The sequence below is a fragment of the Desulfocurvus sp. genome, assembly GCF_023230885.1.
Lineage (GTDB): Bacteria > Desulfobacterota > Desulfovibrionia > Desulfovibrionales > Desulfovibrionaceae > Desulfocurvus.
This window is the reverse complement of record NZ_JALNWM010000191.1, coordinates 1-6,931: the sequence shown is the minus strand read 5'-3', so window position 1 is coordinate 6,931 and position 6,931 is coordinate 1. Positions and strand designations below refer to the sequence as shown.

Sequence of the window (6,931 nt, the reverse complement as noted above, 5' to 3'; positions counted from 1 at the left end):
GAGCGGGTGGCCGCCACGGCGCCCTGATCCCGTCCTTCCGCGCCCGGCGACGGGCCGGACATCGTCGAGGCCGGACCCCGGGCGCGGGGTCCGGCCCTTTCGCGTCCTGGCGCCCGGGGGCCTCCGCCCCCGGCACCGGGGGGGGCCCCGCGCCCTCCGGCCCGCAGGGGGCGGTTTCCCCGCGCCCCCTGGCGCCGGGACTGGCGAAAATTTTCCCCGGGCGGACGGTAGCTTTTAATTGAAAATGATTGTAGGACTCAATCTCATCTTTCGGGTTGCCCAAGAAGGAGGCAGGAGAATGCAGATGCGAACCCTGGCCGTTTCGCTGTGCGCCGCGCTGTTGTGTTGCGCGGCGGCCGCGGCCGCCAGTCCGGACATGACGGCCCGCGAGGCCGACCAGACCCTGCGCTCGGCGGCCAGGACCCAGGCCGCGGCACAGGCCGAGGCCGACCGCTGGGCCGGCGAGCGCGACGCGCTGACCAACGAGGAGCGCGAGTTGGTTATCCGTGAGGAATGGCTCGGCTACCAGGTGGCCAAGCACAAGGCGTACATCGGGCGCGAACGCGCCGCCATCGAGGCGCTGCACCAGCGCAAGGAGACCTTCGTGGCCGTCCGCCAGGAGCTGGAGCCCCTGCTTGACGGCCTTTTGGAGCGGCTGCGCCAGGCCGTGGCCGCCGATCTGCCTTTCCTGGCCGAGGAGCGCGCCGCCCGCCTGGAGCAGCTTGAGGGCGCCCTGGACGATTTCCACCTGTCCCTGGCCGAAAAGCTGCGCCGGACCCTGGAGGCGCTGCGCATCGAGGCCATGTACGGCGAACAGGTGCAGGTGAGCGAGGAGCCCCTCGTGCTGGAGGGCCAGGAGGTCCAGGCGCGCGTGCTGCGGCTGGGGCGGCTCGGGCTCTACTGCCAGCTGCCCGACGGGCGCGGCGGCGTGTACGACGCCGGGAGCGGCGCGTGGCGCACCCTGGCCTCCGGCGACGCCTCCGAGCTGGCCAAGGCCGTGGAGATAGCCGGGCGGCGCCGGGTCGTCGAGTTGATCACCTTGCCCGTGCAGCGGGTGCAGCCATGAGGGACAGCGTGTTTTCGATGCATGGGAAGACCTTCTTGCCTTTGGCCGCGTGCCTGCTGGCCGTGGCGGTGTTTGCGGGGGGCTTCGGCCCGGGGGCGGCGGCCGCCGCCGACGGCGACTGGCAGCGCGCGGGGGCCGAGGTCCGCGAGCGCAGCCAGGAGATGCGCGACGACGCCAGCGCCGTGCGCAAGGACGTGGCCGCCGACCGCAAGCAGCGGGCCATGACCGTGGGCGAGCGCCGGGCGCGGGTGCAGGCGCTGCAAAAGGAATACGACGCCCTGGTCCGCGAGCTGGACGGGCTTTCCAAGGAGCGGGGGCGGCTGGAGGCCGACCTCGGCGCGGAGCAGGCGGGCATGAAGGCCCTGGAGGGCACCATCCGTCAGGCCGCCAAGGACGCGGACAAGATGCTCTCGGGCAACCCGCTGGCCACCCTGGCGCCGGAGCGCCGCGACGTGGTGGACCGCCTGCTCAAGGACCACGCCTTCCCGGACACCGCAACCATCGGCGCCCTGGCCGAGGTGTTCCTGGCCGAAATTCCCCTGACGCGCGGCGTGCACCTGCGCCAGGGCGCCTACATCGGCCCGGACGGCCGCCAGGAGACGGGCGAGATTCTGCATGCGGCCCGCTTCGCGACCTTCTTCCGCTCCCAGGGCGGCGACATCGGCGTGCTCGAGGCCGGTCCGGACGGCGCGGGGCTGCGGGCGGTGCTTTCGGCCCTGCCGCGCTCGGTGCGCTCCGACGTGGGCGACTTCCTCGCCGGGCAGGGCGCGGCCCTGCCCCTGGACGTGGCCGACGGCGCGGCCTTCCGCCGCCTGAACGCCGGGGGCGGCATGTGGGAATGGCTGCTCTCGGGCGGCTTCCTGGTCTGGCCCATCCTGCTGGTGGGCGTTGTCGGCCTGGGGCTGGGGCTTGCGCGGTTCATCACCCTGGGCTCCTCGCGCGCCTTTTCCGAAAAGCGCATGCGCGAGATCGTGGACCGCGTGGAGCGCCGCGAGTTCAGCGCCGCGAAGGAGTACTGCGCGCGGGGCAAGAAGTTCCCGGCCTGCCGGGTGCTCGGCCGCGCCCTGGACCATGTCGGCCTGAGCCAGGAGATACTGGAGAACGCCCTCCAGGAGGCCATCCTCCAGGAACTGCCCCGGCTGGAGCGCTTCCTGCCGTCCATGCAGATCCTGGCGGCCATCGCGCCGCTGCTCGGCCTGCTGGGCACGGTCACGGGCATGATCAACACCTTCCAGGTCATCACCCTGTTCGGCACCGGCGATCCCCGGATGATGTCCGGCGGCATCTCCGAGGCGCTGATCACGACCCAGCTCGGCCTGGCCGTGGCCATCCCGATCATGGTCCTGCACCACTTCCTCGAACGCCGGGTGGACATGGTCCTGGGCGACATGGAGCAGAAGGGCACGGCCTTCGCCGTGACCCTGCTCAAGGCCGGGGCCGTGGTGCCCCACGGGGACAACGTGGTCCTGCGGGGCGCGGAGGAGGCGTGATGGACTGGGGATCCCTGCTGACCCACAGCGGCGGCTACCTGGCTCGCGGCGGCTGGATCATGGTCCTGATCATCGGCCTGTCCCTGTGGATGTGGCTGCTCATCGGCAAGCAGTGGTACCTGCTGCTGCGCAACAGCGCGCTGGAGAAGGGCGTGGGCGAGTGCCTGCGCCACGCCGGGGAGCCGGGCTTCGTGGCCGCGCCCTGGCAGCTCCAGCTGCTCGAGGCCGCCGAGGCCGCCCGGGGCCTGCGCGTGCGCATGCGCAAGCGCTACCTGGAGGCCCAGACATCCAGCGTGTCCCTGACCTTCCAGCGCCATACGGGGACCATCCTCATGCTGGCCGGCGCCGCGCCGCTGCTCGGCCTGCTGGGCACGGTCACGGGCATGATCGACACCTTCGACATCATCGCCGTGCACGGCACGGGCAACGCCCGGGGCCTGGCCTCGGGCATCTCCGTGGCGCTGATCACCACCCAGGCCGGGCTGGTGACCTCGGTGCCGGGGCTGGCCCTGGGGCTCTTCCTGCGGCGGCGCGCGGCCAAGGCCAGCGAACGGGTGGTCCGCTTCACCCACGGCCTGATGCTGGCCTGCGGCGACGCGCCGCCCCAGGGCGCCCCCGCCCGGACCAACTTCTGCGAGGAAATGGCATGAACTCCATCCGCTACAGTCGGGCGCGGCGGTCCGGTTCCTCGGACATCAACATGGCCCCGCTCATCGACATGATCTTCATCCTGCTCATCTTCTTCCTGGTGACCACCAGTTTCACCAAGGAGTCGGGCGTGGACGTGGACCGCCCCGTGGCGGCCTCGGCCCAGACCAAGGAGCAGGCCAACGTCATCATCGGCATAGACAAGGACGGCCTGGTCCACATCGAGAACCGCGTGGTGGACGTGCGCTCCGTGCGCGCGGTGATGGAGCGCTTCCTGGCGGAGGTGCCCGAGGGCTCGGTGGTCATCGCCGCCGACAAGGCCAGTGTCACCGGCGTGGTCATCGCCGTGCTCGACGCCTGCCGCATGGCCGGGGTCAAGCACGTCAGCGTCGCCGCGCGCAAGCCGTCGTAACCGGGAGGAGATACCATGAGCGCATGCGCCTGTTGCCTTGCCTCGCCCCTGCCGCGCATCCGCACCGGGGGCTGGATCTGCGGATTGGCCCTGGCCCTGCTGATCAACGCCGTGCTGTTCCTGGGCATTCCGTGGCTGACGGAAAAACGGGACGCGGGCATCGCGCGCGAATACGAGGGCGCGGTGCTCCTGGCGCCGGAGCGGACCCCGCCCCCCGAGGAGCTGGAGCCCGAGCGCATGACGGAGCCCGACCGGGAGCCCGTGCCGCCGCAGATGCCCACCACGGCGGCGCCGCCCACGCCCGCCCCGCCCCGCCAGCAGGCCGTGTCCCTGGACATTTCCCTGGACGCCGTGGCTCCGGACGGGGCCGGGGTGGTCGTGCCGCTGTCCGTGGGCGCGCCCCTGTCGGGCCCGAGGCTGTTCGAGGTCGGCGAGGTGGACACCGTGCCCCGCGTGCTGCGCGGCGCCCCGCCCACCTATCCCTACCACGCCCGGCGCCAGAACATTACGGGCAAGGTCGTGGTCCGCTTCCTGGTCGATGTCCAGGGCTCCGTCAGCCGGGTCTCCATCCAGGAGGCCACGCCCAAGGGCGTGTTCGAGGACAGCGTGGTCCAGGCCGTGCAGCGCTGGCGCTTCTCCCCCGGCGTGCTGGAGGGCAGCCCCGTGAACACCTGGGTCGTCGCGCCCTTCGAGTTCAAGCTGTGAGCGCGCATCGTCCCCTCCTCGCCGCCAGGGGTGTCCTGTGCTGGGCCGCCCTGGCCGTTGGCCTTTGCTGTTGCGGCGTGGCCCGGGCCGACGGGCCGGAGCTGCCCCCCGGGGCCCACAAGGCGCTGTACCAGGCCCAGCAGGCCGCCGGGGCCGGGCAGGACGCGCACGCCCTGGAGATCCTGGACGCCTACATCAAGGCGGCGCCCGCCTCCGGCGAGCAGGTTCCGGCCCTGGTCTTCCTTGTGCAGGGCGCGGCGCGCTACCGGCTGGGGCGCATGGACGCCGCCGCGAAGTCCTTCGCCGAGAGCGTCCGCCTGGCCCCCCGGGACCCGGACGCGCGCCTGAACCTGGGCATGGCCCTTTTGGGCGCCGCGAAGCCCGGCCCGGCCGCCGAAGCCGTGGAAGCGGCCTTCGGGCTCTACCGCGAGCGGGGCGATGTCCGGCCCGAGCTGCTCTACCGGGCGGCGGTGTGCCACTACCAGGCCGGGGCCACGGCCGGGGCGCGCCGGACCCTGGAGGCCCTGTGGGCCCTGAATCCCCCGGACGCGCCGGACGAATGGCACCGCCTGTGGATCCAGGTGCTGTGCGACGGCAAGGAGTGGCAGGCGGCGGAACGGGCCGTAACCGGGCGCCTGGAGGCCCGGCGCGGCGACAGGAAGCTGTGGGAGCTGCTGGCCCAGGTGCGCGCCAACGACGGGCGCTACGCCGACGCCGCCAGCGCCCTGGAGGTGGCCGACGCCCTGGCGCCGCTGGGGCGCGCCGAGCTGCTCTTTCTGGCGGATATGCACGCCGTCAGCGGCGCGCCCCTGCGCGCCGCCGGGCTGCTCGAACGCCTGGCGGCCAAGGAGCCGTCCGCCGAGCTGCACGACAGGCTGGCGCAGCTCCTGGAGCAGGGCCTGCGCCTGCCCGAGGCCGTGGCCCACGCCCGCAAGGCCCTGGCCCTGCGCCCCGCCCCGGCGCGCCTGCGCAACCTGGCGCGGCTGCTGCTCGCCGCCGGGGAGCACAAGGCCCTGGCCGCCCTGTGCCGCGAGCAGGTGCGCAACGACGCCCAGGGCGGCGAGGTGCTGCTCCTGGCGGCGATATCGGCCATCCAGACCCAGGCGTGGGACGACGCCCGGGCCCTGCTGCTGCGGGCCGCCAAGGACCCCGCGACCCGCCCCGGAGCCGCCGCCTGGCGCGCCGTGCTCGACGACCTGGACAACACCCGCCGCGAAGCCCAGGCCGCAAGCCTGGACCCGGCCTCCTGATCCCGCGGCCTTTCCGGACGCCGCCAAAAGGCAAAGGCCGACCCCCGAGAGGGGGTCGGCCTTTTGCTGCGCGGCAGAGGAGCCGGGCCGATGGCGGCCCGGGGCCGGGTTGCCCGGCTTGATGCCTGCGGTCCGCAGGGCGGTTTTGGCGCGGGGCGAGCCCCGGTTGGCAATCGTCGGGCGCGATCGCGCAGCGCGCGGATACCGCAAGCCGGTCGTGTGATTGACAATTTGTCTTTTGATAATTTAAGCCCGTTTCGTGTTACGATTTATCGCTCCGCAATCGGAGCGGGACACGACCGGATGTTTGCGTCGTTCCGGCTTCCGCCGTCCCGGAGCGGAGCCGGGGCCGGGGTCCGCGCTTTCCGTCGTGGCCGAAAAGAGTCCGCCAGCACCTGCAACACGGCTCGCCGGGCACCCGCCCGGGGGGCCATGAGGGGAAGCAGCACATGGGAACACCCGCACAACACGATGACCAGAGGGCGTTCTGGGACGCCAAGGCCCGAACCTTCCCCCGCTACGAGGAGGGCGACGACAACTACGAGGCCGGAGTGCTGCGGACCATCCGCGAGCATGGCGTGGACTTCGGCGGCAGGACCGTGCTCGACGTGGGCAGCGGCAGCGGCATGTATACCCTGCGCCTGGCCCGGGAGGCGCGAAGTGTTACCGCGGTGGACATCTCCCCGGTGATGCTCGACATCCTGGCCCGGGACGCGGCGGGCCTGGGCGTGGGCAACATCGAGTATGTCTGCTCGGACTGGATGGATTTCAGGCGCGGGGAAACCTATGACGTGGTCTTCTGCTCCATGACGCCCGCCATCCAGAGCGACGAGTCGCGCGAGAAGCTCCTGGGCCACGCCCACGGCTGGACCGTGTTCATGGGTTTCGCGGGGGTCATGCGTTCGGATGTCATGGCCGGGCTGCTCGCGCGCTACGGCCTGGAGCCCAAGGTCATGAACAACGGGCCGCAGATGCGCGAATGGCTTGCGGGCCGGGGCCTTGCGCCCGTCTCCGTCATCCTGGACGGCCAATGGGTGGTGCCCAAGAGCCTGGATGCGGCGCTGGACGCCTGTTCCACCACCCTGACCAACTACGGCGTGACCCCGGACCAGGAGCTGCTGCGCGAGCACCTGGCGCCCTTCGAGGAACGCCCCGGGGTCTATGTGGAGCGGACAGACTACAAGATCGAACTGCTGCTGTGGGAAAAATAGCGACGTGGCAAAGCGGCAGGGCAGTAAGGCGGTAGGGCGGTAGGGCAGTAGGGCAGTAGGGCAGTAAGGCGGTAGGGCGGTAGGGCGGACCCGCCAGCGCCGCCGCGTCCGTGAATCAGCCTCGCCTTCCGTCCCCCGGCTGCGCGCCT

General features: G+C 72.0%; 7 protein-coding genes. All 7 read left to right on the top strand.

The window, feature by feature from the left end:
- Positions 1 to 298 precede the first annotated feature (298 nt).
- The 7 genes from M0P34_RS12550 (at position 299) to M0P34_RS12520 (ending at position 6,782) form a co-directional block, all read left to right on the top strand.
- Positions 299 to 1,066, top strand: a complete 768-nt coding sequence (locus M0P34_RS12550; protein ID WP_291499655.1) for a DUF3450 domain-containing protein — start codon at positions 299 to 301, stop codon at positions 1,064 to 1,066.
- A gap of 35 nt (positions 1,067 to 1,101) precedes the next feature.
- A complete protein-coding gene (locus M0P34_RS12545; RefSeq protein ID WP_291499651.1) occupies positions 1,102 to 2,556 on the top strand; it encodes a MotA/TolQ/ExbB proton channel family protein in 1,455 nt (484 codons plus the stop codon).
- On the top strand, positions 2,556 to 3,206 hold the full coding sequence (locus tag M0P34_RS12540) for a MotA/TolQ/ExbB proton channel family protein (RefSeq protein WP_291499649.1): 651 nt from the start codon (positions 2,556 to 2,558) through the stop codon (positions 3,204 to 3,206). The genes M0P34_RS12545 and M0P34_RS12540 overlap by 1 nt, the downstream gene beginning before the upstream one ends.
- Positions 3,203 to 3,616: a biopolymer transporter ExbD gene (locus M0P34_RS12535; RefSeq protein WP_291499648.1), complete on the top strand. Its 414-nt coding sequence runs from the start codon at positions 3,203 to 3,205 to the stop codon at positions 3,614 to 3,616. Before M0P34_RS12540 ends, M0P34_RS12535 begins: the two co-directional genes overlap by 4 nt.
- 15 nt (positions 3,617 to 3,631) lie before the next feature.
- Positions 3,632 to 4,321: an energy transducer TonB gene (locus tag M0P34_RS12530; protein WP_291499647.1), complete on the top strand. Its 690-nt coding sequence runs from the start codon at positions 3,632 to 3,634 to the stop codon at positions 4,319 to 4,321.
- On the top strand, positions 4,318 to 5,571 hold the full coding sequence (locus tag M0P34_RS12525; RefSeq protein WP_291499645.1) for a hypothetical protein: 1,254 nt from the start codon (positions 4,318 to 4,320) through the stop codon (positions 5,569 to 5,571). The genes M0P34_RS12530 and M0P34_RS12525 overlap by 4 nt, the downstream gene beginning before the upstream one ends.
- A gap of 449 nt (positions 5,572 to 6,020) precedes the next feature.
- Positions 6,021 to 6,782: a class I SAM-dependent methyltransferase gene (locus M0P34_RS12520; protein ID WP_291499643.1), complete on the top strand. Its 762-nt coding sequence runs from the start codon at positions 6,021 to 6,023 to the stop codon at positions 6,780 to 6,782.
- The last annotated feature ends 149 nt before the right edge of the window (positions 6,783 to 6,931 follow it).